General features: G+C 65.3%; 25 protein-coding genes and 1 pseudogene. 6 read left to right on the forward strand and 20 right to left on the reverse strand.

Annotation, left to right across the window (positions count from 1 at the left end; genetic code table 11):
• Positions 1–179 precede the first annotated feature (179 nt).
• The gene (locus AB0323_RS18210; protein ID WP_366178580.1) at positions 180–1,058 is read right to left on the reverse strand and encodes a Ku protein; all 879 of its coding nucleotides are present in this window, start codon (positions 1,056–1,058) and stop codon (positions 180–182) included.
• Between the two features lie 38 nt (positions 1,059–1,096).
• Between AB0323_RS18210 and AB0323_RS18215 the strand changes: the two genes are divergently transcribed.
• On the forward strand, positions 1,097–3,673 hold the full coding sequence (locus tag AB0323_RS18215; RefSeq protein WP_366178581.1) for an ATP-dependent DNA ligase: 2,577 nt from the start codon (positions 1,097–1,099) through the stop codon (positions 3,671–3,673).
• A 127-nt stretch (positions 3,674–3,800) separates the two neighbouring features.
• Here AB0323_RS18215 and AB0323_RS18220 read toward each other — a convergent pair whose 3' ends face one another.
• A complete protein-coding gene (locus AB0323_RS18220; RefSeq protein ID WP_366178582.1) occupies positions 3,801–4,061 on the reverse strand; it encodes a hypothetical protein in 261 nt (86 codons plus the stop codon).
• Between the two features lie 72 nt (positions 4,062–4,133).
• Positions 4,134–4,361, reverse strand: coding sequence for a hypothetical protein (locus AB0323_RS18225; protein WP_364542484.1), 228 nt, complete (start codon positions 4,359–4,361; stop codon positions 4,134–4,136).
• 356 nt (positions 4,362–4,717) lie between these two features.
• On the opposite strand from AB0323_RS18225, the gene AB0323_RS18230 reads away from it, so the two are divergent.
• Together AB0323_RS18230 and AB0323_RS18235 are read left to right on the forward strand one after the other, a co-directional pair.
• Positions 4,718–5,521 carry a putative protein N(5)-glutamine methyltransferase gene (locus tag AB0323_RS18230; protein ID WP_366178583.1) on the forward strand — a complete coding sequence of 268 codons (804 nt, stop codon included), beginning with the start codon at positions 4,718–4,720 and terminating at the stop codon, positions 5,519–5,521.
• Positions 5,522–5,776: 255 nt separating this feature from the next.
• A complete protein-coding gene (locus AB0323_RS18235; RefSeq protein ID WP_366178584.1) occupies positions 5,777–7,363 on the forward strand; it encodes an MFS transporter in 1,587 nt (528 codons plus the stop codon).
• 56 nt (positions 7,364–7,419) lie between these two features.
• Here AB0323_RS18235 and AB0323_RS18240 read toward each other — a convergent pair whose 3' ends face one another.
• The gene (locus AB0323_RS18240; protein ID WP_366178585.1) at positions 7,420–7,929 is read right to left on the reverse strand and encodes a hypothetical protein; all 510 of its coding nucleotides are present in this window, start codon (positions 7,927–7,929) and stop codon (positions 7,420–7,422) included.
• 167 nt (positions 7,930–8,096) lie between these two features.
• Here AB0323_RS18240 and AB0323_RS18245 point away from each other — a divergent pair, with 167 nt between their 5' ends.
• Genes AB0323_RS18245 through AB0323_RS18255 form a run of 3 tightly spaced genes read left to right on the forward strand, consistent with a single transcriptional unit; the run spans position 8,097 to position 10,591 of the window.
• On the forward strand, positions 8,097–8,816 hold the full coding sequence (locus AB0323_RS18245) for a response regulator transcription factor (protein ID WP_364542473.1): 720 nt from the start codon (positions 8,097–8,099) through the stop codon (positions 8,814–8,816).
• Positions 8,813–10,180 carry a HAMP domain-containing sensor histidine kinase gene (locus AB0323_RS18250; RefSeq protein ID WP_366178586.1) on the forward strand — a complete coding sequence of 456 codons (1,368 nt, stop codon included), beginning with the start codon at positions 8,813–8,815 and terminating at the stop codon, positions 10,178–10,180. Before AB0323_RS18245 ends, AB0323_RS18250 begins: the two co-directional genes overlap by 4 nt.
• Before the next feature lie 9 nt (positions 10,181–10,189).
• Complete coding sequence (locus tag AB0323_RS18255; RefSeq protein ID WP_366178587.1) at positions 10,190–10,591, forward strand: VOC family protein; 402 nt, start codon at positions 10,190–10,192, stop codon at positions 10,589–10,591.
• A 45-nt stretch (positions 10,592–10,636) separates the two neighbouring features.
• On the opposite strand, the gene AB0323_RS18260 is transcribed toward AB0323_RS18255, so the two are convergent.
• The 16 genes and pseudogenes from AB0323_RS18260 to AB0323_RS18335 all read right to left on the reverse strand — a co-directional run.
• The gene (locus AB0323_RS18260) at positions 10,637–11,101 is read right to left on the reverse strand and encodes a Clp protease N-terminal domain-containing protein (protein WP_366178588.1); all 465 of its coding nucleotides are present in this window, start codon (positions 11,099–11,101) and stop codon (positions 10,637–10,639) included.
• Positions 11,102–11,108: 7 nt separating this feature from the next.
• Positions 11,109–11,312, reverse strand: coding sequence for a helix-turn-helix domain-containing protein (locus AB0323_RS18265; RefSeq protein WP_366178589.1), 204 nt, complete (start codon positions 11,310–11,312; stop codon positions 11,109–11,111).
• Between the two features lie 31 nt (positions 11,313–11,343).
• Positions 11,344–11,886, reverse strand: coding sequence for a GNAT family N-acetyltransferase (locus AB0323_RS18270; protein WP_366178590.1), 543 nt, complete (start codon positions 11,884–11,886; stop codon positions 11,344–11,346).
• Positions 11,883–12,341, reverse strand: a complete 459-nt coding sequence (locus tag AB0323_RS18275; RefSeq protein WP_366178591.1) for an SRPBCC family protein — start codon at positions 12,339–12,341, stop codon at positions 11,883–11,885. Before AB0323_RS18275 ends, AB0323_RS18270 begins: the two co-directional genes overlap by 4 nt.
• Positions 12,342–12,454: 113 nt before the next feature.
• Positions 12,455–13,948, reverse strand: coding sequence for a CoA-acylating methylmalonate-semialdehyde dehydrogenase (locus AB0323_RS18280; RefSeq protein WP_366178592.1), 1,494 nt, complete (start codon positions 13,946–13,948; stop codon positions 12,455–12,457).
• The gene (locus tag AB0323_RS18285) at positions 13,948–14,973 is read right to left on the reverse strand and encodes a Gfo/Idh/MocA family oxidoreductase (RefSeq protein ID WP_366178593.1); all 1,026 of its coding nucleotides are present in this window, start codon (positions 14,971–14,973) and stop codon (positions 13,948–13,950) included. The genes AB0323_RS18280 and AB0323_RS18285 overlap by 1 nt, the downstream gene beginning before the upstream one ends.
• Complete coding sequence (locus AB0323_RS18290) at positions 14,973–15,857, reverse strand: sugar phosphate isomerase/epimerase (protein ID WP_366178594.1); 885 nt, start codon at positions 15,855–15,857, stop codon at positions 14,973–14,975. The genes AB0323_RS18285 and AB0323_RS18290 overlap by 1 nt, the downstream gene beginning before the upstream one ends.
• Entirely contained in the window at positions 15,854–16,633 is a 780-nt protein-coding gene (locus tag AB0323_RS18295; protein WP_366178595.1) for an SDR family oxidoreductase, read from the reverse strand. Before AB0323_RS18295 ends, AB0323_RS18290 begins: the two co-directional genes overlap by 4 nt.
• Positions 16,634–16,635: 2 nt before the next feature.
• Positions 16,636–17,667, reverse strand: coding sequence for an inositol 2-dehydrogenase (gene iolG, locus AB0323_RS18300; RefSeq protein ID WP_366178596.1), 1,032 nt, complete (start codon positions 17,665–17,667; stop codon positions 16,636–16,638).
• Positions 17,668–17,759: 92 nt separating this feature from the next.
• Positions 17,760–18,692 (reverse strand): hydroxyacid dehydrogenase, encoded by a 933-nt coding sequence (locus AB0323_RS18305; RefSeq protein ID WP_366178597.1) that lies wholly within the window; start codon positions 18,690–18,692, stop codon positions 17,760–17,762.
• 106 nt (positions 18,693–18,798) lie between these two features.
• Positions 18,799–19,782, reverse strand: a complete 984-nt coding sequence (locus AB0323_RS18310) for a LacI family DNA-binding transcriptional regulator (protein WP_366178603.1) — start codon at positions 19,780–19,782, stop codon at positions 18,799–18,801.
• A gap of 35 nt (positions 19,783–19,817) precedes the next feature.
• Entirely contained in the window at positions 19,818–21,029 is a 1,212-nt protein-coding gene (locus AB0323_RS18315; RefSeq protein ID WP_234753978.1) for a Gfo/Idh/MocA family oxidoreductase, read from the reverse strand.
• A gap of 29 nt (positions 21,030–21,058) precedes the next feature.
• Entirely contained in the window at positions 21,059–21,847 is a 789-nt protein-coding gene (locus AB0323_RS18320) for an aldolase/citrate lyase family protein (RefSeq protein WP_366178598.1), read from the reverse strand.
• On the reverse strand, positions 21,844–23,793 hold the full coding sequence (gene iolD, locus AB0323_RS18325) for a 3D-(3,5/4)-trihydroxycyclohexane-1,2-dione acylhydrolase (decyclizing) (protein WP_366178599.1): 1,950 nt from the start codon (positions 23,791–23,793) through the stop codon (positions 21,844–21,846). Before iolD ends, AB0323_RS18320 begins: the two co-directional genes overlap by 4 nt.
• Before the next feature lie 22 nt (positions 23,794–23,815).
• Positions 23,816–25,246 (reverse strand): aldehyde dehydrogenase family protein, encoded by a 1,431-nt coding sequence (locus AB0323_RS18330; protein WP_366178600.1) that lies wholly within the window; start codon positions 25,244–25,246, stop codon positions 23,816–23,818.
• A 31-nt stretch (positions 25,247–25,277) separates the two neighbouring features.
• Positions 25,278–25,450, reverse strand: a pseudogene (locus AB0323_RS18335) (sugar ABC transporter ATP-binding protein); the annotation flags it as partial.

The following is a 25,450-nucleotide window of genomic DNA, read 5'->3' on the forward strand; positions in this document are numbered from 1 at the left end:
GCTCACGGGAAGAACCGCGCTCGGTCCCAAGGGGACATGCCCTCCGCTCGAGCCCAGGAACGGACATATTCGCATTATGCCCATCCCTCGCTTCACACGAGGGACATGTGCCGTACTCCCCTCCCGCCCCGGCCACGAGGGACATGTACAGTTTTCGCGAAGCGCACGACGGCGGCGCGTCAGGCTTTCTTGACCCTCGCCCTGGGCTTGCTGGCCGCCTTGGCGGTGGCGCCGTCGTCGGACCCTTCAGCGGCCGATCCAGCGGACGCTTTGCCGCGCTTCTTGTCGAGACTCCGTTTGAGGGCTTCCATGAGGTCGATGACCTCGCCGCCTTCCCCTTCGCTGGCTGCGACACCGAACGTTTCCTCGGTGTCGATGGAGTCGCCCTTCTCAAGCTTGGCCGCGATGAGTTGCCGCAATTGAACCTGGTAGTTGTCGGTGTATTGCTCGGGCTCGAAATCGCGCGCCATGGAGTCCACCAGGGCCGAGGACATCTCGAGCTCCTTGTCCGAGATCTTGACGTCGGTTTCCAGCGACGGGAAGTTGGCTTCGCGGACCTCGTCGTCCCAGAGCAGGGATTGCAGCATCAGGACGTCGCCACGTACCCGCAAGGCCCCGAGCCGGGTCTTCTGCCGGAGGGCGTACTGCACGATGGCTACGCGCTCGGTGTCCTGCAGGGTACGCAAAAGCAGCATGTAAGCCTTGGGGGACTTGGAATCCGGCTCCAGGTAGTAGGGCCGTTCGTAAATGATGGGATCCAACTGCTCGGCCGGAACGAACTCCACCACTTCGATTTCGCGGCTGCTCTCCGCAGGCAGCGACTTCAAATCGGCCGCGGACAGCACCACGGTACGGCCTTCCTCTTCATAGGCCTTGTCGATATCCTCATAATCCACAACAGAGCCGCAGATTTCGCACTTCCGCTGGTAACGGATGCGGCCTCCGTCCTTGTTGTGGACCTGGTGGAGACTGACATCGTGGTCCTCGGTGGCGCTGTAGAGCTTGACGGGTACGTTGACCAGCCCGAACGCGATAGAACCCTTCCAAATGGCCCTCATGCACTAAGTGAACATCACAACAAGGCGGAGGTGAAGAGGTGGCAACCAGCCAAAAGGAGCGCGTCAACGTTGAAGGCCATGAACTGACGCTCACCAACCTGGGCAAAATCATCTACCCGGAGACTGGCACCACCAAGGCCGAAGTGCTCGAATACTACGCCGCCGTGGCCCCGTTCCTGATCCCCGCCGCCGCCAACCGGCCCGCCACCCGGAAACGGTGGGTGCACGGAGTAGGGACCGCCCAGGATCCCGGGCAGATGTTCTTCCAGAAGAACCTGGACGACTCGACGCCGTCATGGGTTCCCCGGGTCACCATCCAGCACAGGGAGCACAGCAATGTTTACCCGCTGGTCAACAACCTCGCCACGCTCACCTGGCTGGCCCAGATCGCAGCCTTGGAAATCCACGTCCCGCAATGGCAAGTGGACGCCGACGGAACCATGTTGCCGCCCGACCGTCTTGTCCTGGACCTCGATCCGGGTCCCGGCACCGGTCTTCCCGAATGCGTCGAAGTCGCCAAGTTGGCGCGCAGCATCCTGCAGGACATCGGCCTTGAACCGATTCCCGTGACGAGCGGCAGCAAGGGCATCCACCTCTACGCCGGCCTGGATGGCACCCGCAAGTGGGAGCAGGTCTCCGCGTTCGCGCACGAATTGGCGCGCTCGCTCGAGGCTGACCATCGGGACCTCGTGGTCAGCGACATGAAGAAGACCCGGCGCGACGGCAAGGTGCTGGTGGATTGGAGCCAGAACAGCGGGAACAAGACCACCATCGTCCCGTACTCCCTCCGCGGGCGGGCCCACCCCATGGTCGCCGCACCGAGGACGTGGCGTGAACTCTCCTCCCCCAAGCTTGAGCATCTGGACTTCACGGCCGTCATGAAGCGCGTCAAAGAGGGAAAGGACCCCTTCGCCGCGGTGGCGGCCGGGCGGTCCGGACATGCTCCAGGGCACGGGGGCAGCGGCTCCAGGAGCTCCGGCCGCTCCAGAACCAAGAACGACGACGGCGGGCCGCCCGTCGCGGACGGCGCGAGCACCGCCGGCGCGCGCACCCCCGTCGGGGGCGCCGCCGTCGTGAACCCGCGGCTCGCCAGCTACGTGGACAAGCGCGACCCGCAGCGCACGCCCGAACCGTTTCCCGCTGTCGAACACCAGCCCGGTTCGCGCCCACTCCGGGCCGACGCGGAACCCAATCCGCCCGGCGGAATCTTCGTCATCCAGGAGCACCATGCCCGCCGGTACCACCTGGACTTCCGGTTGGAGCACAACGGCGTCCTGGCGTCCTGGGCCTTGCCTCGGGGCGTGCCGGACACTCCGGCCAAGAACCATCTCGCGGTGCGCACGGAGGACCACCCCATGGAGTATGCCCAGTTCGCGGGCATCATTCCAAAGGGCGAATACGGCGCCGGAACGGTCAGCATCTGGGATAGCGGCGAGTTCGAGTGCGAGAAGTGGCGCGACGGCAAGGAAGTGATCGCCACCCTCACCGGCAAACCCGGCGGTGGATTGCACGGTACCCGCCGCTTCGCACTCATCCACACGGGAGAGTCGCCGTCGCAGTGGCTGATCCACCTGATGAAGGACAAACCGGGCCATCGGGCGGTGCTGTTGCCTGACGCCCCGCCACAATCGAACGGGACGCCCAGTTACGCGCCCATGCTCGCAACATCCGGAACCACGGCCGATGTCTCCTCCGGCGACTGGTTGTTTGAGCTCAAGTGGGACGGTTTCCGGGCCATCGTTTCGGGTTCGGGCGGCAAGATCAGGTTGACCAGCCGCTCGGGGATCGATATGACACCCACGTATCCCGAACTGGCGGATCCGCGCTACTGGCCTGACCACGATTTCGTGGCAGACGGCGAAATCGTCGCGCTCAGCAAGAACGGCCGGCCCAGCTTCGAACTGCTCCAGAAGCGGATGAACCTCTTCAAACCCGGCGACGTCGAACGCGCCCGGGCCGCGGTCCCGGTGCAACTCATGGTGTTCGATCTCCTGTACGACGCCGGATCCGGCGGCAGCGCCGACCTCACTTCCCTGCCGCTCAGCGAGCGCCGGAACAGGCTGGCGGCGTTCCGTGCCAAGCTGCCTGCCCAGGGCTCCCCTATCCATTTATCCGAGATCCTGGAACATGACCTAGACGACATCCTGGCCAGCGCCGGCGAGCTTGGCTTGGAAGGCGTCATGGCCAAGCGCGCGGATAGCCGGTACCAGCCGGGGCGGCGCAGCAGGTCGTGGATCAAGCTGAAGTTGGAACGCACGCAGGAAGTGGTGGTGGGTGGCTGGCGCCCTGGCGCCGGAGCGAGGCTCGGGACCATTGGTGCGTTGCTGGTGGGGATTCCCGACGGCGACAAGCTGCGCTACGCGGGCCGCGTCGGCACCGGCTTCAAGGACTGGCAGCTGCGCGACATCTTGAAGCGCATGGAGGGGCTCGATCGCCCGGATTCCCCCTTCCTCGACATCCCGGCCGAGGACGCCGCCACGGCGCACTGGGTGTCCCCCGAGCTCGTGGGAGAGGTGACGTTCGGCGACTGGACCGGCACCGAAAAGATGCGCCATCCCGTCTGGCGCGGATGGCGCCCGGACAAGTCTCCCGCCGACGTCGAGCGCGCGCCCTGATGCCCAAGCAGGCCTCGCGCAAGCCTCCCGCACGTAGCTCAGCCCAACTGACTGGCAGCAGATGTCGTTATGAGGGCGCATAACGACATTAAGTGCGAGTCAGTTGGGCTGAGGAGGGCGAATATTCTTAGGAGGAGTGCGGCATCTGGGGACGGCTAGTGCGGTGGACCGCGGTGACCGCCGCCTGCTGGCCTACGCGGCCGTGGCTGGCGCCGCGATCCTTGGGGTGCCTCGTCTTGCCGCTGCCGTTCGGCCAGGCCGGTCCTTGGGTCGAGCCCAGTGCCATCGCCACGGTTGCCGGGGCCGGCGTGGGCGCCTTATCCATCGACTCGACCAGGTGGCTGGCCACCTCGGGATTGATTTGTTGCTCAACGTGCTTCGCAGCCATTGTTCTTCCTTTCTGCATTGAAACGAAGGGATTTTCCATAGTAGGTGGGAGCCGTCCGCTTGTCTGCAGGAACTACCAGCGGACCTTCTTCTCGGACTTGGCCAGCTTGCCACTCGCCTGAGTGGGCTTGTGTCCTTTTCCGGTGCTCTGCCAGCTGCTCGCTGCCCCGCCACGGGACTTGCTCGCGAGCATTTCCTTCTGCGCGTCAGTCAGTTTCGATCTGACACCGGCAGCCGGGGCTTCGGTTTCCTGCGCTACTGGTTCCTGCCCAGCGTCGGTTTCGGGTGTGTTCGGTGTCATGCAGTGGACTCCTTAAAGCTCTTGTTTGCCGGAGGAGGTATCGGGACGCGACGTCCGCTGCGAGACCCTGGGTCTGATAACAGGAACGGCGCGGAGGCGAAGCCTCAACAGGCATGGATTTTTGTCGGATCAAACTCAGCGGGGATAAACGTCTTCAGTGGCGTGGCCATTGCCTGCGACGAACCAAGACCCGCTGGTCTATTCAAAAATCAGTGTTCCCATGCACCCACCCTAGACACTCCCGGCCGTATTTGTGAACCCCGGCTTTTGTCGACACCGTTTCCCTCGTGGCCTACGCGTCCGCCCTCGGCTAGCATGGCCCGGAGAGCACCCCTCGGTACCCCGAAAGACTCTCCATGTCAGCACCCACGTTCCAGCCTTCCCATTCCGCCATCACAGCACGCCTCCGTTCGGCCGGTTGCGTCTTCGCCGAAGACGAGGCCGGGCTCCTCATCGCCGCGGCGCACACTCCCGGGGACCTCGACCGCTTGGTCGAACAGCGCGCCTCAGGTTTGCCCCTTGAATACCTCCTGGGCTGGGCTGAGTTCTGCGGCCAGCACGTCGCAGTGGATCCGGGTGTCTTCGTCCCCCGGCGCCGAACGGAGTACCTCGTCCAGCAGGCCGCCCGCCTTGCCCGGCGGGGCGCCGTCGTCGTCGATCTTTGCTGCGGTTCGGGTGCCGTGGGTGCCGCTTTGCTTGCAGCGGTGGGCGGGATTGAGCTTCACGCGGCCGACGTCGACCCCGCTGCGGTCCGCTGCGCGCGACGCAACATCGGGCCGGCGGGCGGACAAGTGCATGAAGGAGATCTCTTTTCGGCCCTGCCGGACACTCTTCGCGGCCGGGTTGACGTCCTGGTGGCCAACGCCCCATACGTGCCTACGGACTCGATCGGGATGATGCCGCCGGAGGCCAGGCTGCATGAACCGCGGGTGGCGCTCGACGGCGGGACCGACGGTTTGGACGTACAGCGCAGGATCGCGGAGGAGGCTCCGTCATGGCTGGCTCCCGGAGGCCGGCTACTGGTCGAAACGGGCCTCCGGCAGGCCCGGACGACGGCGGCCCTGTTCGGGCAAGCTGGCCTGTCCGCGCGGGTGGTCCACTCCGAAGAATTCGACGCCACGGTGGTGCTCGGAAAACTACAGGAAACCCACCGAAAATGATCAGCAAACTGTGCGTTTCGGGGTCCTGAACCAAACAATTTGGTAACGGAGTTCCTGGGCACGCCAAAATCCGCGTGATTCCGGGGCTGTAGGCGGCACTTGGATGTCAGACATCTGTGCCCAAAACGGGCTGGAATAGCCCCGAAATTCGGACTCCGGCTCTCAGCTTCGGCGAATTTCGCGTAAAATCGAAACCCTGCCCAGAGCGGAGCAGCTGTATGTCGCAAGCAAATGATCTCCCTAGGAGAAGCCCAAATGCCCATAGACCGAAGCATCACCGACTCTTCAGCAGGCGCTAGGAACGCCGCTGAAACGAGCAAGACCGCGCCACGCGGTGCCTCAAAATTGAAACTTCCAACACGCCGTCGACTCAAGGTATCCGACGTCAACGTCGTCGACCAGCCCATGCTGAAAAAAGCACTAGGCGGCACGATCGTCGGCAACACCATGGAATGGTACGACGTCGGCGTGTTCGGCTACCTCATCACCACGATGGGACCCGTCTTCCTGCCCGAGGCCGACAAGTCCGTGCAGACCCTGTTCCTCCTGGGAACCTTCGCCGCAACCTTCGTGGCACGCCCGCTCGGTGGGGTCGTCTTCGGCTGGCTGGGTGACAAGGTGGGCCGTCAAAAGGTGCTCGCCACAACACTGTTGCTGATGGCGGCGAGCACCTTCGCCGTCGGACTCCTGCCTGGATACGCACAAATCGGCATCTGGGCAGCCGCACTGCTCGTCATCCTGAAACTCGTCCAGGGTTTCTCGACCGGCGGCGAATACGCCGGCGCCACCACGTTCGTGAGCGAATACGCTCCGGACAAGCGCCGCGGCTTCTTTGCGAGCTTCCTGGATATGGGCTCCTACATCGGGTTCGCCCTCGGCGCAGCGCTCGTGTCCATCCTGCAGCTCACCATCGGCCAATCGGCCATGGAGGACTGGGGTTGGCGGCTGCCGTTCCTCATCGCGGGTCCGCTCGGCGTCATCGCTGTGTACTTCCGTAGCAAGATCGAGGAATCACCCCAGTTCCAAGCTACCTTGGACGCCCAGGAAGCCGTCGCGGCGGACGCCGCAGCGGGCGATGCCGCGGTAGCCAAGGGCCCCATCGGCATCGTCAAGGCGTACTGGCGCCAGATTATCCTCGCCATGATCCTTGCCGCAGCCGCCAACACGGTGGGCTACATGCTGACTTCCTACATGCCCACCTACCTGACCGAGTCCAAGGGCTACGACCCCGTTCACGGCACCCTGCTGACCATCCCCGTGCTGGTCATCATGGCAGTCTGCATCCCGCTCACGGGCAAGCTCTCCGACCGGATCGGCCGCCGGCCCGTCCTGTGGATCGGCGCCATCAGCACCATTGTGTTCGCCATTCCGGCATTCCTGCTCATCGGCATCGGCGATATCTGGTCCACGCTTGCCGGTTTGGCACTGATCGCCTTCCCGGTCACCTTCTACATAGCCAACCTCGCCTCTGCGCTGCCGGCACTCTTCCCGACCTCAAGCCGTTACGGGGGAATGGGCATCGCCTACAACTTCTCCGTAGCGATCTTCGGCGGTACCACGCCGTTCATCGTCGCTGCCTTGATCCAGGGCACCGGCAACGACATGATGCCCGCCTATTACCTCATGGGCACGTCAGTGGTTGGCGCAATCGCCATCTACTTCCTGCGCGAATCCGCCCGACGTCCGCTCCCGGGCTCCATGCCGAGCGTGGATACCCAGGCCGAGGCCCGCGAGCTGGTGGCAACCCAGGACACCAACCCGTTGATCGACCTGGACGAAATGCCGTTCGACGACGGCACCCCCGCAGCAGCGGAGCCGGACCGGGACCCCGTCACGGCATAGGCACACCGCGGGCGCGGACTGCGGCCGGCCCGCGTCGGCAGCACAAGGCTGGTCATTCAGACCTTGCGGTTCGCCTTCTGCTCCTGCAGCCGCTTTGCCTGTGCCTGGATCTCCGGGCCGTAGCCGCCGTTCAGGGCGGTGTCCCTGATGTGCGTGGCCTTCGCCACCCGATCACCGTCCGCCGCATCCTTCAGGGCTTTCAGGTCCGCCTGAAGCGCGGCTGGAAGCTTTGCGGCCAGCTTCGGGCGCTTGTCCAGGATGAAGGTGGCGATCTTCGCGGCGCGCTGGCCGTAGTTCGGCTTGCTGCTGTCACCGTTCACGAAGAACCGCAGGCCAACCGCCAGCGGGTGCCGCCCCAGAGCCGTCTTGGCCGCAACGGCAGCCGTCGCAGCCGTCGCGGTGGGCTGGGAGGTGGCTGCCGCCGTCGCGCTTGGGTTGCTCGAGGTAGCTGCGTTGGCGGCGATAACGCCGCCGCCCAGCAGGAGGCCTGCTGCCAGGACCCCGACGACGGCGGTGCGGGCCTTGCGCTTGCGCCGCTGAGCTGGGGGGAAGTGGTTGTTGTCCATGGTCCGTGTCCTTTGTTCCGGCCGGTGGTCGATCCGCCGGCGCTCTTCACCACACTCTGCTCCGGCCGCATGAACTGACTGTTCGGCCAATGTTCGAGGAATGTAAAACCGTCCCCGCCGGCTAACAAGGTCTCTGCCGGGCTCCGCCATTGCTGTTGAATGGACGCATGGAGGACAGCAGAGGATTGGTGCTGATTGCCGAGGACGAACAGGCAATTGCCGATATCCAGCGCCTATATCTGGGCCGTGCAGGTTTCGGCGTACATGTTGAGCGGGACGGGATTTCCGCGCTGGCACAGATCAAGCGGCTCAAACCGGTCGCGGTGATCCTCGACGTCGGGCTGCCGGGCATGGACGGGATCGAGCTCTGCAGGCAACTGCGGCAGGCAGAGGACTGGACTCCGGTGCTGTTCGTCACGGCCCGCGATGAGGAAGTGGACCGCGTCCTTGGCCTGGAATTGGGCGCCGACGACTATCTCACCAAGCCGTTTTCGCCCTCCGAACTGGTCGCCCGGGTCAAGGCGGTCCTGCGCCGGACTGAAGGAACCCCGCGGTCCAAACCGCTTGTGCTGGGCAGCGTCGAACTGGATCCGCTGAACCGGACCGCACGCGCCGGCGCCGAGGAACTCACGCTGACCGCCACCGAATTCGACCTCCTCGCCTACCTCATGGCCCAGCCCGGCCGCGTCTTTTCCCGTGAGCAGCTCCTGTCCGCCGTGTGGGGGCAGGCCAGCTATGCTGCCGGGCGGACAGTGGATGTGCACATCGCGCAGCTCCGCGCCAAGCTCGGCGGGCACTCCCCCATCGCGACGAGCCGCGGCGTCGGCTATTCGGCCGCAGCCCCCCACGTGTCCGGGCCCGGCCCCGGCGCCGGGGGAGCCACGTGAGGCGCTGGTTCGGCACACTGGCCGGGCGCACGACGGCGGTGATCGCCGCCGTCGCGACTGTCGCCGTCGTACTTGCCGGCCTGCTGGCGGCGCAACTGGTCAACGCCACCGCGGTGGACGAAGCCAAGAAGTATCTCGCGGTTGAGGCCGATTCCCTAAGCAAGCAGTCGAGCATTGGAAGCCTGCAGGACCTGCGCGCAGATCTGCTCACGCACGGCGCGAGGCTCGCGCAAATCGGCACCGACGGTCGCGTAACAGGCGGCGGCGCCAGGCTGGTGGATGCCAGGACCGTGGCGGACGTATTGGCCGGAAAATCGGTCTCGACGTCGGTGAACGGTCCGCAGAACACGGTGGTCCTCGAGGCCCGGCCCTTGGCGGCCGGCGGCGGTGTGGTGCTGGCGCAACCCGTGTCCGAAATCCGCGCGGCCGCGGCTCCCTTGCTGAGCCGCATGCTGATCGCCCTCGCGGTCTGCCTCGTGTTCGCCATCGTGGCCGGCGGCCTGTTGGCCCAGTGGTTGAGCCGGCCGTTGGTGCGCACAGCACATTCGGCCCATCGGCTCGCCGCAGGAGAACGCTCCGTGGCTGTGGCGCCAGGCGGGCCGGCCGAAGTGGTGCAGGTTTCGCAGGCGCTGGCAGCCCTCGATGCCGCACTCCGGACCAGCGAGGGGCGCCAACGCGAGTTCCTGCTCTCCATTTCGCATGAAATCCGGACACCCCTGACCGCGCTGCGGGGCTACGCCGAGGCCCTTGCCGATGGCGTGGTCAGCGGCGACGACGTGAGCGGGGTCGGTCAGACCCTCGTGGCCGAAACCAACCGCCTGGACCGTTTTGTCCGCGATCTCCTGGAATTGGCACGGCTTGAGTCCGATGATTTCCGGGTGGAACTGCAGCCCGTGGACGCATCCTTGATCCTGCGTGAGAGTTGGCAGGCCTGGCACGCGGTCTGCGTGCAGAACGGGATCGCAGGACGGCTCGAACTGCCTGCAGGGGCACTGCCGGTCCGTGGCGATGGCCAGCGGTTGCGCCAAGTGGTGGACGGCCTGTTGGAAAACGCGCTGCGCGTGACACCCGAAGGCTCTCCCGTGGTGCTCGCCGCATACACATCCGGCAGCGGGCTGAGCGTGGAAGTGCGCGACGGCGGGCCTGGCCTGACCGAGGCGGATGCCGCCGTCGCGTTTGAACGCGGTGCGCTCTTTGCCAGATACAGGGGCCAACGGCCTGTTGGTAGCGGGCTGGGTTTGTCCATCGCCGCAAGGATCGTGCAGCGGATGGGCGGCCGCATCAGCGTGCGGTCTGCGCCTGAGGGCGGCGCGGCATTTGTGGTGGAGGTGCCGGGCATTCCCGCCGGCTCCCGGCAAACGTAGACTCTGCGCATGGCTGATGTTCCAGTGGGTTCGCTGCACCACGTAGAGATTTGGGTACCTCACATCGGCCGTGCCCAGGAGGAGTGGGGCTGGCTACTAGCGGAGATGGGCTACGAACAATTCCAGGAGTGGCCAGATGGCTGCAGTTGGAAACTCGGAGCCACGTACATCGTGATCGAACAGTCCACGGCGCTCACGGGAAGCACACACCGCAGGACGGAGCCCGGGCTCAACCATCTCGCCTTCCATGCTGGCACCAGGGAGAACGTGGACAGGCTCCGGGAGCTCGGCGCGGACTCGGGCTGGTACGAGATGTTCGAGAGCAAATATCCTCACGCCGGCGGGGCCGAGCACTACGCCGCCTACCTGGTCAACACCGACGGCTACGAGGTTGAGCTGGTGGCCGGCTAGGGGGCCGGGGAGGGCGACGCTGCAGGTTTTCCTATGTCATCCAGCCTATGCACCCGGCTCCTGCAGCCGGACCTTCAGGGCCGCCGTATCCACGCCCATCCTGTTGAGCAGGACGGCGGCCGGATCGGGTTGGTGCCGCTCCAGCAGTGCGATCAAGAGGTGCCGCGTGGTGATCCGGCGGGCCTTCTCCCTGGCGGTCAGTGCCAGGGCGTCCTGAATGACGGAGCGGGCGGCCGAGGTGAAGGTGGTCCGGCTGCTTCCCTTGGGCGCATTCAGGGGGCCGAAGTCCCCGAGCGTGATGCCAACGGCTTCCAGCGCCTGCTGGTCGAGGGTGTCGAGCTGGGCGCGGGCGGATTCCAGGTCCGTCTCCAAAGTCCGGCAGCTCTCGGGGTCGTGGAGCACGCCCAGCAGCAAATGGTCCGTGCCGATTCTCCGGTCTCCACGGCGTCTGGCTTCCTCGGCGCCGGCACGGACAGCGGCTCTGGCTTCGCCGGCAAGTCGTTCGAACATGGCAGGGTCACTTTCCGTATTTGGCGTGGACCGACTGCTTGGAGACACCCAAGGCATCACCGATTTGCTCCCAGGACCAACCCTGCTCCCGCGCGAGGGCCACGTTGGTGGCCTCGACTTTTTCGGCCAGGCGGTGCAGGGCACCGACGGCGCGGAGGCCGATTGCCGGGTCCGTCGTCCCGATGTGGGAAGTCAGCTCATCACCATCCATGCCGTCAGTTTGAACTGACAAAGCAAGCATGTCAATACAGACTGACGGAATCTCCTTCGACCGGATGCGGCTCCACGCGCCGCCGCATGCCGATCCTCGGCCAACGGCTCAGTCCAAGCAACGCTTCGCACTCCAGGATGCCCCGGAGTCCGTCGTCCAGCATCGCCGGGTCCAGCTCCTCGAACCCCAGCCGGCGATAGTAGGGCCCATTCCACGGAACATCGCGGAAAGTGGTCAGGGTCAGCCATTCCAAACCCTCGGCCTGCGCCCACTTTTCGGCAACGTCGAGCAACTCGCTCCCGAGGCCTTGCCGCGCATGCGATGGGTGGACACTCAGCTGCTGCACGTGCGCATTTCCGTCGAGGGGCTCAATCAGGAGATAGGCCACGGGAACATCAGACGCATCGGCAAAGACCAAGGCACCGCCCCGCGCCTGGTACAGAGCCAGTTCCGTGACGGTCAACGGCTCGTCGTCTGCGATGGCGTCCATTCCGCAAGAGCGGAAGATCTCCCCCGCGGCGAATTCGATCCGGCGAAGCCGTTCCAGTTCGTCCGCCCGCGCCGCCCTGATCATGCGGCACCACCTTTGCGGGAAAGGTATTCGTTGCGCTGCTCGATGAGGTTCCGCACGTATCGTCCCAGGAAGGCTTTCTCCGCAAGCCGGCCCACGACGCCGAAAGGCGCCGCGAACTCGACGTGATCGATCATGAGCGTGCCACCGCCGTCGTCGGGAATGAATTCGTGCACGTGCCGGAAGAACCGGAAGGGACCCCGCACCTGCTCGTCCGTGAAGGAATCGGGGAAACGAAACCGGGTGATGCGGCTGCTCATCCGCAACGGTACGGCGAAATGCCAGGCCTGCCAGGTGACTTCGTCTCCTTCAGAGAGCAATCCGGACACGACGCCGGCAACCGCACGTTCCCGGGACCTGGCCATGGAGCCCACGTGCGCGTCAACGTTGCGCGAAAGGTCGAAGAGCTCCCCGGGTTCCATTCCGATATGGGTGTGGCATGTGAACGACACAGTCATGGTTCGATCCTGCCACTGTTTCGACCGCCACAACTGACCCGCAGTAGTTGTCGTTATGCGGGCTCAAAACGACAACAACTGCGAGCCAGTTGGGTGGGCCCACGCCGGTGGGATTAGTTGGAGGGGAAGTTGTAGGAGGCGCCGGAGGCATGGGTGGGTTCGGGCCAGCGGGAGGTGATGACCTTGCCTCGGGTGTAGAAGGACACGCCCTCGGGACCGTAGATGTGCTTGTCCCCGAACAGGGATGCTTTCCATCCCCCGAAGGAGTAGTAAGCCACCGGTACCGGCAAGGGCACGTTGATGCCGATCATGCCGACGTCCACGGACCGCTGGAACTTCCGGGCGTTCGCGCCGGAGGAGGTGAAGATCGCGGTCCCGTTGCCGTAGGGATTGGCGTTGATCAGCCTGATGCCTTCATCCAGGTCCTCCACCCGGACCACTACGAGGACCGGGCCGAAGATCTCCTCCTGGTAAGCGCTCATTCCCGTGTTCACATGGTCGATCACAGTGGGGCCGACCCAGAAGCCCTCCTCGTGTCCGGGGACCACGAGGTCGCGGCCGTCCACGACCATCGCGGCACCGGCCTGCTCCGCCTCGGTCACCGTCTTGACGATGAACTCCCGGGACTCGGGGCTGATCACGGGACCCATGTCGGCGTCGGCCTCGGTGCCGTTCTTGACCTTGACGTCGAGGGCACGCTCTTCGACCTTTTTCACCAGCAGATCGGCGGCATCGCCGACGGCGACCGCAACCGAGATGGCCATGCAACGCTGCCCGGCGGAACCGAACGCGGCCGCGGCCAGGTGGTCGGCGGCGTTGTCCAGGTCGGCGTCGGGCATGATGATCGCGTGGTTCTTCGCCCCACCCAAGGCCTGGACCCGCTTGCCGTGGGCTGTTGCCACTTCAAGGATGTGCTTCGCAACAGGGGTGGATCCCACGAAGGAAATGGCGTCCACGTCCGGGTGCGTCAGGAGTCCGGAGATGACATCGCGGTCACCGTGCAGGATCTGGAACACCCCGTCGGGCAGGCCGGCCTGCTTCCACAGCTTTGCAAGCAGCATCGCGGCCGAGGGCACGCGGTGGGAGGGCTTGAGGATGAACGCGTTGCCGGTGGCGATCGCCATCGGAGCCATCCACAGCGGCACCATCACCGGGAAATTGAACGGGGTAATGCCCGCAACCACGCCGACGGGCTCCCGGAAGGAGAACACGTCGATGCCGGTGGAGACCTGGTCCGAGTACTCGCCCTTGAGCAGCTGCGGGATGCCGCAGGCGAACTCGATGACCTCCAGGCCGCGGCCGATCTCGCCCTTGGCGTCGTTGAGGACCTTGCCGTGTTCGGCGGTGATCAGGGCCGCGAGTTCGTCCACGTGCGCGGCGACGAGCTCACGGAATTTGAACAGCACGGCAGTGCGCTTGGCCAGCGAAATGTCGCCCCAGGACGCCGCGGCCTCCTTGGCGATGGCAACCGTCGCGTCCAAATCCGAGCGGTTGGCCAGGCGAAGCTGGGCAGTCACGGCACCCGTGGCCGGGTTGTAGACAGGCTTGGTCCCTGTGCCGCTACCGGCAGCTTCGGCGCCGCTGATGAAGTGGTTGATGATGGTCATTACTGCTCCTGTAGTAGGTGGTGCTCCACGGCATGTACGTCGTTGACATCCCGCGGCAGGCCGGTGGCGAGTGATTCCTGGAGCGCCAGGCGCACAGCCAGGTTCTGTTCGGTCAATTCCCTCTGGACGAGCTCGGGTCCGGAGTTGCGCACCCACGCGCTGAACCGTTCGATTTCGGTCTTGAACGGGTCTTCCCCGATGTCGACGGACTCAGTCCGGCCGTCGCGGAAGGACACCGTAACGCGGGCAATTTCGCCCGGATCCGGGTCGAAGGCCTTGTCCAGGGCGATCTGGCCTTTCGTACCGATGATCTGGAACGTGTTGGTGCGCGGGCCCTCGAAACCGCAGTCCAGCGTTCCCAGGACGTCCCCGTAGTCAAGGATCGCGGCCATAGTGGTTTCCACCGCGTCCGTTCGGCTTGTGCCTTTGCCGTAGACGGTTTGCGGCGCGCGGCCCATGACCATGTTCATGATGTCGACGGCGTAGCATCCGACGTCGTTGAGCGCGCCTCCGTCCATTCCCGGCTGGAGGCGGACCTCGCCTTCGCTTCGGTCCATGACGAAGTGGAAGCGGGCGTGCATGGACACCAGCTCGCCGATCTTGCCCGAGTCGATGAACTCACGGACCTTCTGGTGCTGGGGATGGAAGCGGTACATGAACGCTTCCATCAGGTTCACCCCGTTGCGTTCGCAGGCTTCCAGCACCCGGCGATAGTCGTGGGTGTTGGCGACGAGCGGCTTTTCGCAGAGGATGTCCTTTCCAGCCTCCGCGGCCGCAACAATCCAGTCGGCGTGCAACGAGTTGGGGAAAGGAAGGTAGACGGCTTCGATGCTTGGATCGGCGAGCAATTCCTCGTGGGAAGAATAGGCGGCCGGGATGCCGAAACGCTCTGCGACTTCGGCTGCCTTTCCGTTCGGACTGCTGATGGCCGACGCAACCGCGTTCCGGGCCCGGCTCATGGCGGGCAGGAACCGACCTTGGGCGATCCGTGCCGTGGTCAGCACGCCCCAGCGGACGGCGCTCATCAGCCGATCTCCGCTTCGAGCTGCCGCAGGAACGCAACTGACTGGCGGACATCCCGGACCGGACCGTCGTCGGTAGGTTCGGCTTCGAGGATAGTGTCCTGCTCCATGGTGAACCAGCCCTCGTACCCGGCGCCCAGCAGGTTCCGGACGATTCCGGCGATGCCGACGTCGCCTTGGCCCAACGGCACGTACATGCCGGCCTTGACGCCGTCCGTGTAGGAGATCTCGCCGGCCTGGACCCGTTGGGCGACGGACTTGCGCACGTCCTTCAGGTGGGTGTGGCCGATTCGTGAGGCGTAGTCGCGAACCAGAAGGGCCGGGTCGGTTCCGCCGATGAGCAGGTGGCCCGTGTCCAGGCACAGGTTTGCGGCGGTGTCGTTCAGGACCCGGTTCACATCCGAGGTGCTTTCGATCATGGTTCCCACGTGCGGGTGGACCACTGCCTGGATGCCCTTGTCCGCGGCTGCCTTGACCACGGCGTCAAGGTTCCTGCCGAACAGTTCCCAGCCTTCGGCGTCGAGCTCGTGGCGCTGGTCGTAACCTGCAACGCCGGTCTCCGCGGCGAGGACCATGACGCTGGCCCCCGCAGCTTCGTACGCATCCAGCTCGGCCGCTACAGCGTCCAAGGGGTTCTTGGACGCGTCGTGCAGGATGACGGGGAAGAAGCCGCCGATGGCCTGGAGGTTGTGCCGCTTCAGCACTTCCGCGCGTTGGGCGGCCTGTTCGGGGAGGAACCCGGCGGGGCCGAACTCGGTAGCGCTGATGCCGAGCGCGGTCATTTCGGACAGGACCCGGTCCGCCTCGAGCTGGTGGCCCCATCCGGGGACTTCACAGACGCCCCAGGAAATGGGTGCTGCGGCAAGGCGCTTGGTGATGGTGCTCAATCTGATCCTCCATATACGTTCTGGTCCCAGTCGATGACCGAGCCTGTGACAACACCGCTCCGGTCGGAGAGGAGAAAGACAATGAATTCGGCGATCTCGTCCACTTGTCCGAGCTTTCCCATGGGGACGGATGCGTTGGCTTTCTCCAGCCAGTCGTCCCCTGCGCCGTGGAATTTCTTCTGGGTTTCGGCTTCGCCGTCCGTGGCGGTCAAGCCGATGTCGAGCCCGTTGATGCGGATCTTGTCCCAACGGTGGGCATGTGCCGCGTTGCGGGTTGCTCCGGCCAGGCCGGCCTTGGCTGCCACATACGGCGCCAAGTACGGCTGCCCGCCGAGTTCGGCGATGGAGATCACGTTCACGATGCTTCCTGGCACACCCCTGCTACAAAGATGCTTGATGGTTTCGGCCATGATGAAGAACGGCGATTTCAGGTTCACTGCAATGTGCGCGTCGAAGAGCTCGGGCGTCGTGTCCAGCATGGTGCCGCGGGTGGTCAGGCCGGCCGCATTGACCGCGCAGTCGAGTTGGCCGAAGGCGTTGATCGTCTCGAGCACCGAGTTCCGGGCCTGTTCGACGTCGGCAAGATCGGTCTTGATGAACCGGGTTTCGACGCCGGATGCCGTGATCTCCGCGGCGAGCCGTTCACCCGAGTCCGCGTTCCGGCCTGTGACGGCGATCCGGGCAGCACCCTCGGCCGCCGCGCGTCTCGCGACTCCGGCGCCCAAACCCTGCGTGCCCCCGCTGATCAGGATGACTTTGTCCTGGAGAAGTGGCATGGCTACAGCTGCCCGATCTTGACTGAATTTTCGATCCTGACGGCGCGGCCGGAGCGGGCGGACTCTTCAGCCGCGTTGGCGAGGGCGAGCGCTTGCAGGCCGTCGTCGAATCCCGGGCTGCAGGGGGTGCCCGCGCGGATGGCCTTGGCGAAGCTGTCCAATTCGTTCCGGTAAGCCGCGGCGTAACGCTCCAGGAAGAACGGCAGGTAGGCATCGGACTCTTCGGTGCCCGAGACGCCATACTTGCGCACCGTCGTCGGGGTGACGTTGCCTGCGCTGAGCATCCCCTCGCTGCCGAACGCCTCCAGTCGCTGGTCGTGGCCGAAGGCGCTGTGGCGGGAGTTGGTGATGGTGACGAGCTCGCCGTCGCGGCCCTTGAGAGTGATGACCACCGAGTCGAAGTCTCCGGCTTCCTCGATGTAGTCGCAGAACAGATTGGCGCCGGTGGCCGAAACTTCGATGATGTCAGGGACGAAGAACCGGGCCATGTCCAGGTCATGGATGCTCTGGTCCCGGAAGATCCCGCCGGAGGTGGCGATGTAGGCGGCGGGCGCGGGTGCGGGATCGCGGCTGATGATGGTCAGCTGTTCGAGGCGGCCGATTTCTCCCGCTGCGACGCGCGACTGGATGGCCGCGAAGTGCGGATCGAAACGCCGGTTGAACCCGAGCATGAGGGGCGTGGTGTTGCCCTTGATCGCGTCGCGGCAAGCGAGCGCCCGGTCGATGTCGAGGTCGATCGGCTTTTCGCAGAGGGCCGCCACGCCTTGCGCCATGGCGCGCGAGATCAGGTCCACGTGCGTGCTGGTGGGCGAGCCGATCACGACGGCGTCAAGGTCACCGTTCGCGAAAACCTCGTCGGCCGACTCGACGGCGACGGCGCCGGTCCCGGCCGCCAACGTGCGGGCTCCTTCAATGAAGGGGTCGGCGATCCAAGCCAATTCCAGGTCCGGGTGGTCGGCGATATTCCGGGCGTGGACCTGCCCGATACGGCCGGAACCGAACAGCGCTACTTTGAGGGGTCGATCAGTGGACATGTGGAAGGGTCCTTTCTAAAGGGCTGCCCGGAGAAGGCTGGGCTTGGGTTGGTTCTGGATGCTGGACGGGGACGTGCCCCAGTTCAAAGCGGTCATGGCGTTGCCACCGCGGCGGGCGTGCGGCCAGCAAGGACGTCAACCGCGCCTTGGGCGGCATCCCTGACCGTGTGGGCCATGCCTTGACGGGTGAACCCCATCAGGTGCGGAGTCAGGACCACGTTTTCGTGGTCGAACAACGGGTGGTGGGCGGGCGGCTCGGGGTCGTACACGTCCAGGCCGAGCCCGGAAAGGTGGCCGGACTGCAGTGCTTCGTGGGCGGCGTCGAGGTCGACGAGGCCGCCGCGGCTGCAGTTGATGAGGATCGCTCCGGGCTTCGTGGCCTTGAGCCGGTCCGCGTTGATGAGGTTGTGGTTTTTCGGTGTCAGGGGCGCGTGGAGGGTGATGAAGTCGCTGTCTGCAAGGAGTTCCTCGACGGTGTCACGGCGGATCCCCGCGGGGATTTCGGCGAAAGGATCGTAGGCCAGGACCTTCAGCTCGAAGGCCTCGGCGATACGCGCCACCCGGCGGCCAATGCGGCCGTAGCCGATGATGCCGAGCGTGAATCCCTCGAGGTCTCCGACGCCGACGGCGGCACGCTGCTCCCAGCGCCCCTCGCGGACCAGCGCGGTCAGTGGAGAGAGTTTCTTGACGAGCGCCAGCAGGTGGGCGAACACGCCTTCGGCCACCGAGGCGGTGTTGCTTCCGGGTGTGATGACCACCGCGATTCCGCGTCTCTTGGCTTCGGCGACGTCCACGAGGTCGGTTCCGACGCCGGTCCTGGCGATGACTTTGAGGGCGGGCATGCGGTCCAAGAGTTCCCGGTCCACGCGGTAGGCAGCCCTGACGATCGCGGCATCGGCGATGGCCAGGTCCTCGTCGGTGGGGTCCTGGATGAGCCGCTGGTGTTCGGAGAGGAGCGGTTCCACGAGGTCCGGCTCGACGCTGCCGAGAGCGACAAAGATTTGGGGTGTGGTTATGGAAGCCATCGTCATCCTTGAAGATGTGGGTATGGGGTTGCGCCGAAAATGGCGTTGTTATCGGTGGTGCTGGAAGCGCTGCTAGAGACCTGTGTGTTCTAAAGGCCTGTGTGTTCTAGAGGCCGAGGAGGCTGGATTTCCGTACGACCAAGTGGGGCGTGACGGAATGGTGGACGAACCCGCTGCCTTCACCATGGATGCGTTCCAGGAGGGTTTTGGCCCCTGTGACGCCGATGGTGGAGCTGTCCGGGTCGACGGTGGTCAGCCCCAGGCGCGGCATGGCACCCAGCGCGATGTTGTCATAGCCGGTGACGGCTATTTCGACTCCGCGTTCATCGGCAGCTGTCATGGCACCAAAAGCGGCGAGGTCGTTGATGCAGGCCAGTGCTGTGGGACGCTGGTGCTCGGAGCGGGAGCCCAGGGCCCGTTGGGCGGCGACATAGCCGGATTCCTGGAAGAAGTCGGCGTCGACCACGCGGATATAGCGGTCCAGACCGTGCTCTTCCATTGCTACCGAATAGCCGTCCACGCGTTCCCGGCCAACCGAACCACCAAGACCGCCAAGGTGCACGATGTTCTCGTGTCCCTGGGCGATCAAGTGCTCAACAACCATGGACATGCCAAGGGCATCGTCGCTTCGGACGATATCGGCGGTGTCGATGTAGTCCGGTCCTCCACCAGCAAAGACCACAGCCCCGCCCGAAACGGCGCGGCTGAACGGGTGCTGGTCAGGCACCGTTCCGACGACGAGCAGGCCCGCGACCCGCAAGTCCCGGAAGGCCTGGAGGATGGACTGGTCCACTCCCCTGCCCGCCGCCGTGACCGCGCTGAAGAGGACGGTGTGCCCGGCCTCTTCAAGTACGGTCCGCGCGGCGTCGGCGACGTCAAAGGCCCACGGGTTGTGCATATCGCTGACAAGCACCCCGATGGTTCCGCTGTCCCGGGTTGCCAGGGACCGGGCCGCGAGGTTCAACTCGAAGCCCATCTCTTCAACAGCCTTGAGCACCCGCTGGCGGCGTTCGTCACTGACGCGCGGTGAGTCGCGCAGCACGAGTGAGACCAACGACTTGGAAACGCCGGCGCGTTCAGCCACGTCCATGATCGTTGGCCGCCGGGCGGATGGAGGTGCCATGGTTACGCCCGCGCTGCCGTGGTGCCGTGGATTTCCTCGATCTTCTGCCATTGGCCGGACAGCGAGGACGCTTCGGCAGCGCTGACAATGGCGGCGGCTGAAGCGGCATCGTGGATGTTGGAGTTTTCCTGCACTCCCCCAGTGACGGCGACGAGGAACTTCTTGGCCTCGATGACCTTGAGGTCGTCAAAGCCCATGCTGTTGCCGGGACCCGGCTGGAAGTGCGCGTAGTCGCCGTGGCGGGGGCTGGCGTTGACCGTGGTGTAGCCCTGCTCATCGTTGTTGCGGCCCAGGCAGACCTTGAGTTCGTTCATGCGCTCGAAGTCCCATTTGAGCGAGCCTTCGGTCCCGTAGACCTCGATCTGGTAACCGCATTCGGGTCCAACGGCAACGCGTGAGGATTCGATGGTGCCGACGGCGCCTGCCCCGCGGGCGGACGGGCCGAAGCGGACCAGCGCTGCAGCGTAGTCCTCATTTTCGACCTCTCCCATTTCACCGTTTTCGATCACCGCGAAGTGCGTCCCTGACCCCATCGCCAGCTTGGGTCGCTGCGTGTAGACCGTGCTTGTGAGCGCGGTTACCTCGGCGATGGGCCCAACTACATATTGGCACAGGTCCGTTGCGTGGCTGAACAGGTCCGCCAGCACGCCGGTGCCGGCAAGTTTTCGGTCGAAACGCCACGACAACGCCCCATTGGGTTCGGACGCGTACCCCGAGAAGAACACGGCGCGGACGTTTGTGATACGGCCGAGGCGGCCGTCCGCAATGAGTTTCCTGGCGTGCTCTACCGCGGGGGCATGCCGGTAGTTGTAGCCGATGGAGGTCACGACGCCGGCCTCCACGGCGGCTTCCTGCACGGCTGCGGTTTCCTCGTAGCCCCGCCCAACGGGCTTTTCGATCCAGAAGTGCTTGCCGGCTTTGGCCGCTGCGATGCCGATTTCGGCATGCAGGAAGTTGGGGGCGCAGATCGAAACGACGTCCACGTCCGGGTGGTTCAGGACATCGTGGTAGTCCGTGGTTCCTTCCGCGAAGCCGAGGACATCGCGGGCGTAGTCCACCCGGTCCGGTGCCGTGTCCGCCGCGATGACCAGCTTGGTGGTCAGGCCAAGCTCCGGGTAGGCGTAGGGAACCGTCTGGTAGGCGCGCGAGTGGAGCTTTCCCATCCATCCGACGCTGATAAGGCCTACACCGACTGTGCGGGATTCTTGGCTCACGTTATTGCCTTTCTCGTTGAAAATTCTTGTCAGTTGCGGGCGGTGTCAAAAGCGTCGCGGAACGCCGCCGCCATGATGGTGGAGTCCGAGCCGATGGCCACGAACCGGAAACCTTGGCGGACGTACTTGGCCGCAGCCATGCCGTCCACCGCGAGGATCCCGGCCGCTTTGTTATGCAGTTGCGCGGCAGCGACCACCCGTTGCAATGCCTCCCGGAAGGCACTGCTATCCAGTTGCATCGGAACACCCAGAGCGAAGGACATGTCCATCGGTCCGACGAAGAGGACATCCACGCCGTCCTGCTCCGCGATCTCCTCCACGTGCTCCAGTGCGTCGAGGGTTTCGATCTGGATGATCCCCACGGCTGACTGCTGGTCCGCGCTCAGCGGAGCCCGGTCCATGCCCCAGCGGCAGGAGCGGTTGTACGTTGCCACTCCGCGGTCGCCGTAGGGCGGATAAAGCATGTGCTTCACGGTTTGGCCGGCTTCTTCAACGGAGTTCAGGCGGGGCACCATGATGCCTGCCGCGCCTTGATCCAGCGCGCGACCGATGCGGATGCGCTCGGCGCTTTCCACGCGAACAAGGGTGGGGACGCCGTAGCTTCCGGCCGCAAGGACACCGTCGCGCACGGCATCTTCACCGCCGGAGCCGTGCTCAAGATCGATCAGCACCCAGTCCGCGCCGGCAGCGGCGCACACTTCCACCGCGGTTGCCGAAGCCATGCCGACGAAGGTTCCCACTGTCACCTCTCCGGCGGCCAAGCGGCGCCGCAGCAGACCGCCGTCGAGCGGTCCGCCGTCGTGGTTTCCGCCGCTCATCCGAACCACCGCTGGCGGCTCTTTGCCTGCTCGTAATCGGCGCGGAGGGTGCGGACCCATTCCTGTCCCGACACTTCGGCGGGAGCCACGTCCCACCAGACGTCGCCGCCGGGCAAGTCAACGTGGGGAACGGTTGGGACCACGATCACCACGGGTCCTTGGGTGTCGCGAGTGGAGGCCAGCACTTCCCGGACCTCTGCGGCGGTACTTGCCCGGATGGCGAGGGCGCCCAAGCCTTCGGCGATCTGCCGCAGGTCTACCTTGAGGTAATCGCCATCCAGCCGCGCTTTGGGGGCGTCTTCGACGGCGACGCTGCCCCCGGTGGTGCGGTAGCGGAACTCGTTGCCGAATTCCTTGCCGCTGCGGTTCATCTGGAGGCGGTGGATGACCTGGTAGCCGTGGTTTTCGGAGACGACAACCGTGACGTTGAGGCCTTCCTGCGCGGCGGTGAGGATTTCGGTGGGTGCCATGAGGAAGGTACCGTCGCCGATGAAGGTGACCACGCGGTTGTCGTTGTTGCCCTCGGCCAGGCGGACGCCCATGCCGGCCGCGATTTCGTAGCCCATGCAGGAGAAGCCGAATTCCAGGTGGCAATTGCGGTTGCCCGTGGCGTCCCAGACTTTTTGCAGGTCACCAGGAGGTCCTCCAGCCGCGGCGATGATGGTGTCTCCGGAGCGGGCGTGCTCCTGCATCAGGCCGATCAGCTGCGGCTGGGTCAGGACAGCACCGGTGACCGGCGCGTCGGGGTGGTCTTCCGGGCGGTAGGGAGTGTCGGCGTCGAGCCACTGGGACCGGATGGGGGCCCACTTTGCCTTCTCGGAATGGACCGTTTCCTGCCACTTTTCGCTGGTGCTGTGGCCCTCCAGGGAGCGGGCAAGTGCTTCCAGACCGAGGCGTGCGTCCGCCAGGATGCCGGTGGCACCTTGCTTGCGGGTATCGGCGTCCACGATGTTCAAGGACGCGAACCGGACGTCCGGGTTTTCGAAGATGGACTGCGAACCCGTGGCGAAGTCGGTGAGGCGCGTGCCGACGCTCAGGACCAGGTCGGCTTGCTTGACCAGGGTGTTGGACGCGAAGTTGCCCTCCAGCCCGACGCCGCCCACTTGCCACCATTCGTCCTTGGTCACGGCGCCCTTGCCGCCGAAGGTCTCGACGACGGGAATTCCCGCCTGTCCCGCCAGCGCCTCGAGCGCCGCGTGGGCGTCGGAGTAGTGGATGCCGCCGCCGGCGATGATCACCGGACGCTCGGCTGAGCGGATGAGCCGGGCTACGTCGTCGATCTCTTCCAGGTCCGGCAGCGGCCGGCGGATCTTCCAGTCGCGCGGCTCGAAGAACTCGGCCGGGAAGTCGTAGGCGTGGGACTGCACGTCCTGGGGCAGCGAAAGGACCACGGCGCCGGTGTCCGTGGGGCTCGTGAGCACGCGCATGGCCTGCGGAAGCGCGGTCAGGAGCTGCTCCGGGCGGTTGATACGGTCGAAGAAGCGCGATACAGGGCGGAACGCGTCGTTGACCGTGGCATCAGCCTCGGTGGGGTGTTCGAGCTGCTGCAGCACCGGGCCCTGGTGCCGGGTGGCGTAGGTGTCGCCCGGCAGGAGCAGGAGCGGAATCCTGTTCACTGTTGCCAGGCCGGCGGCGGTGACGAGGTTGAGTGCGCCCGGGCCGACGGAGGCCGTGACGGCGAGGACTGCCTGGCGACGGCTCGCCTTGGCATACGCGGTGGAGATGTGGGCCAGATACTGCTCATGCCGGCCCTGGATGAACGGCATGTCGTCGGCCAGTTCATCCAATGCTTGTCCCAGGCCGGCCACGTTGCCGTGGCCGAAGATGCCGAGGGCTGCTGGGACCAGGCGGCGGCGGACGCCGTCGGCCAGCGAATACTGTGCGGACAGGTACTTGATGACCGCTTGGGCCGTGGTGAGCCTGATGGTCTGAGATGGTGTGGTCATTGCCTTATTCCCGTTGTCGTGGTTACCAGGGGCGCCCGTGCAGGACGACCGTCTTCTCTTCGGTCATTTCCTGGACAGCAGAGCGGACGCCTTCCTTGCCGATCCCGCTGCCTTTCAAGCCGCCGTAGGGCATGAGGTCGGCCCGCCACAGCGGCGACCAGTTGATGTGGATGTTGCCGGCGTCGATCTGCCGCATGGCCTGGACCGCTCCGGCGACGTCGTTCGTGAAAATGCCGGCGCCCAGGCCGTATTCGTTGTCGTTCGCCATCGCGATGGCGCTTTCCATGTCGTGCGCGGATGAGACGGCGACGGCGGGTCCGAAGAGTTCGTTCCGGCTCAGCGGCGACCCGGGGTCGACGCCCGCGACGACGGCGGGAGTCACCACGGCGCCGTCACGGTCACCGCCGGTGAGGACCCGGGCGCCCGAATGGCGGGCCTCAAGGATGGACGTGTGGACGCGTGCTGCTTCTTCTTCGGAAATCAGCGAGCCGAGCCGGGTGCCCTCTTCCTTGGGGTTGCCCACGGCGATGGCTTCGACCTTCGGGACCAACGCATCCAGGAAGTCCTTCTCCACCCGACGGTCAACGATGACCCGCTGAACGGAAATGCATACCTGACCGGCGTTGACGTAGCCGCCGGTAGCCACTGCAGTGGCGGCGAGTTCGAGGTCCGCGTCCGGCAGGATGATCACCGGGCATGAGGCCCCCAACTCGAGGGACAGCTTCTTCACTCCCGCGATCGAACTGATGCGCGTTCCGATGCTCGTGGACCCGGTGAAGGACACCTTGCGGACCCGCGGGTCAGTCACCAGCACATCGCCCAGGGAGCTGCCGGGCCCGGTGATCACGGACAGCGCCTCGGGCGGCAGGCCGGCGTCGACGAAGCACTGTGCCAGCTTCAGTGCCGTCAGCGGCGTCGCGCGGGCGGGCTTGAGTACGACGGCGTTACCGGCTGCCAGCGCGGGTGCAATTTTGTGCAACACCAGCAGGGCGGGGTAGTTGAACGGGGTGATGGCGACGACGATGCCCACCGGCTGCCGCAACGTGAAGCCGATCTTGTCCAAGCCTGTCCCGGCGTTTGCGTCCAATGGAAGCGTGGAACCGTACAGCTGGCTTCCCTCATAGGCGGCGAGGCGGATGATGTTGCCGGAGCGGCTGGCCTCGCCCCGCGCCTCCGTGATGGGCTTTCCGGTTTCTGCGCTAATCGTCTGGGCGATGTCCTCGGCGCGTTCATCCGCCAGGGCGGCTGCACGCAGGAGGATGTCGACGCGGACATGGGCCGGCGTGGTCCTTTGCAAGTGGGCGCCGATCTCGGCCCGGTCAAGGGCGGCCTGGGCGTCCTGGACTGTCGCCACGGGAACCGTGTCGATGGTCCGGCCGTCGAAGGGCGAGCGGACTTCCTCGGTCCTGCCGTCGGCGGCACCGCGCCAGTTTCCAGCTATTAGCATTTCCATGGTTGCTCCATCAGGTTGTGAACTTTTGCGCTCAGTGGCGCTTGGCGTTGCTTTCGTATGCCGCGTCAGCGACTTCGGCGACTTCGGCTTGGACTTCCTTGAGGGCTTGGGTGTGTCCGCCGAGTTGTTCGAGTTCGTGGGCGAGTTCGGCCAGTTCCGCGCCGCCGGCCATCTGGGCGGTGAGTTCGTCCAGGGTGATGTCCT

It is taken from the genome of Arthrobacter sp. NPDC080031 (assembly GCF_040702485.1).
Lineage (GTDB): Bacteria > Actinomycetota > Actinomycetes > Actinomycetales > Micrococcaceae > Arthrobacter.